Source organism: Parendozoicomonas verongulae (assembly GCF_009711465.1).
Taxonomy (GTDB): Bacteria; Pseudomonadota; Gammaproteobacteria; order Pseudomonadales; family Endozoicomonadaceae; genus Sansalvadorimonas; species Sansalvadorimonas verongulae.
In genome coordinates this window covers 1-1,611 of record NZ_SMME01000651.1, presented here as the reverse complement: position 1 = coordinate 1,611, position 1,611 = coordinate 1, and the positions used below count along the sequence as shown (strand labels likewise).

5 protein-coding genes are annotated in these 1,611 nt (G+C 51.8%); 3 read left to right on the top strand and 2 right to left on the bottom strand.

The features are described 5' to 3' along the window. Both E1189_RS02315 and E1189_RS02310 read left to right on the top strand, forming a co-directional pair. Positions 1–517, top strand: a 517-nt coding sequence (locus tag E1189_RS02315) for a hypothetical protein (protein WP_230460043.1), incomplete at its 5' end; no start/stop codon positions are given. Continuing rightward, positions 518–910, top strand: a complete 393-nt coding sequence (locus E1189_RS02310; RefSeq protein ID WP_155158453.1) for a hypothetical protein — start codon at positions 518–520, stop codon at positions 908–910. It begins immediately after the preceding gene. Here E1189_RS02310 and E1189_RS02305 read toward each other — a convergent pair. Beyond that, complete coding sequence (locus tag E1189_RS02305) at positions 898–1,113, bottom strand: type II toxin-antitoxin system HicB family antitoxin (RefSeq protein ID WP_155158452.1); 216 nt, start codon at positions 1,111–1,113, stop codon at positions 898–900. The two genes, E1189_RS02310 and E1189_RS02305, sit on opposite strands and share 13 nt — an antisense overlap. Then, entirely contained in the window at positions 1,103–1,333 is a 231-nt protein-coding gene (locus E1189_RS02300) for a type II toxin-antitoxin system Phd/YefM family antitoxin (RefSeq protein WP_155158451.1), read from the bottom strand. The genes E1189_RS02305 and E1189_RS02300 overlap by 11 nt, the downstream gene beginning before the upstream one ends. A gap of 47 nt (positions 1,334–1,380) precedes the next feature. Here E1189_RS02300 and E1189_RS02295 point away from each other — a divergent pair. Then, on the top strand, positions 1,381–1,611 hold a 231-nt coding region (locus E1189_RS02295; RefSeq protein WP_230460042.1), incomplete at its 3' end, for a hypothetical protein.

Sequence of the window (1,611 nt, the reverse complement as noted above, 5' to 3'; positions counted from 1 at the left end):
AGGCAGTGCCCGCAAGGCAGCGGACGAGCTGGATCTCCTCGACCAACAGGATATGGATTCCCTGAACAGGGCAGTGGAACAGGCCGAGCGTCGTATGGAGAGCCTGAAGAACAGCACCCGCTCCACGCTGGAAAACCTGCAGGACGAGTTAGACCGGCTGGAGGGCAATACCGATGCCATTGAGAAGCGTCGGTATGAAGCCCGGAAACGGGATCTGGAACGGCAACTGAAGGAAGCCCGGAAAGCCGGTGATGGGGATGCGGTCTCCAACCTCGAGCGTGCCCTGTCTTTGAACAGTCGTGTGTTCAGCAAGACCAAAGATCAGCGTAAAGAGAAAGAACGGGAAGAGCGGCGCAAACAAACAAAGCGCACGACACAGACCAGGGAATCACAGAGTAGTCCTACCAAAGTTATCCGCCTGGAATACGCCGGTGGGGCTGTGGATGTGAATGTTCGCCAGAGTGATGAAGCCAAGCTGCTTCGGGCTTTGAAAATTGCCGGTGGGAGAGCGATATAAATGCAGCTGGATACTCTGACGTTGCCGGATAATTTTATCTGGGTGAATGAGTTTGACTGGTCACCTGTCGCACAAACCACTGAGCGGAGCTTAACGGGTGCTCTGGTCGTTTCAGAAAGTCAGAAAAGCTATGGTCGTTCCATTGTGCTGGGAGATGGTGAGAATAGCTGGCTAACCAGAGCGCAGGTTGAGGCTCTGTTTATTTTGAGTGAACAGCCTGCTCATATCATGCCTCTCACATTGCCAGATGGTCGGAGCTTTACAGTAATTTTTGATCGTTCAGAAGGGCATCCCATAGAGGCTCAGCAAATACTGCCCATCAGCAGCCCTGCTGACACTGACCTTTATGGTGTCACCCTGCGGTTTCTCACTGTGCAAGCTCATTCAGAGTGATGCGTCGCCTCGGCTTTATGAAACTTCCCAACGTGTTCACAGGTCATAAGATAATCATCAACAGCTTCACTGAAGGCTTCTTCCAGTTCTGGAATTGAGCCGCCATGAAACCCGATACAGTCTTCAGTCCCCGTGATATGTCCAATGAAACATTCATCCTCACCACTGTAATAAATTGTGGCTGCATAGCCTTTATAGGTCATTTTCACCGCTCTCAACAGTATGCGCCAGACGCTGCTTAGCCAAGTTCACCAAAGCCTGATCATCCAGAGAGTCCACTATCCATTCATAGACGTCTGCGGAAATGAGGTAGGCCTCTATACGACCATTTTCGACTAAAGCTACGGGACACTTTTCTGCCTTGCTCACGACCAAGGCAGGGTTCTTTTGCAGCTCTGAAAGAGTAACAGGAGTCTCATCCATACCAGTCCCTTAAACCTATTTTTCAACACAATAACATGGACGAAACCATGGCGATCAACAAGGAAGATATCAAGGTATTTGAGTCCCAGCGTCTGACAGACGAAGGGGACGGCGGAGGCCGGGCGACTGGCAATGAAGTGGTCGGCGGGCAGGTGAACAACCTGTTTCGGGATATTTCCCGGATCGACCGGACTGTGGGCGATGTGTCTATGCGTAAGGTGTTTGCCGGTGTGAGCACCGATAACGCCGACCCGTATCTGGGTGCCCATGCCATCCTG

Bases quoted from the DNA above. Each gene is read 5' to 3' on its own strand.
- E1189_RS02305 (WP_155158452.1), bottom strand. From the start codon at position 1,113: ATGACCTATAAAGGCTATGCAGCCACAATTTATTACAGTGGTGAGGAT.
- E1189_RS02310 (WP_155158453.1), top strand. From the start codon at position 518: ATGCAGCTGGATACTCTGACGTTGCCGGATAATTTTATCTGGGTGAAT.
- E1189_RS02300 (WP_155158451.1), bottom strand. From the start codon at position 1,333: ATGGATGAGACTCCTGTTACTCTTTCAGAGCTGCAAAAGAACCCTGCC.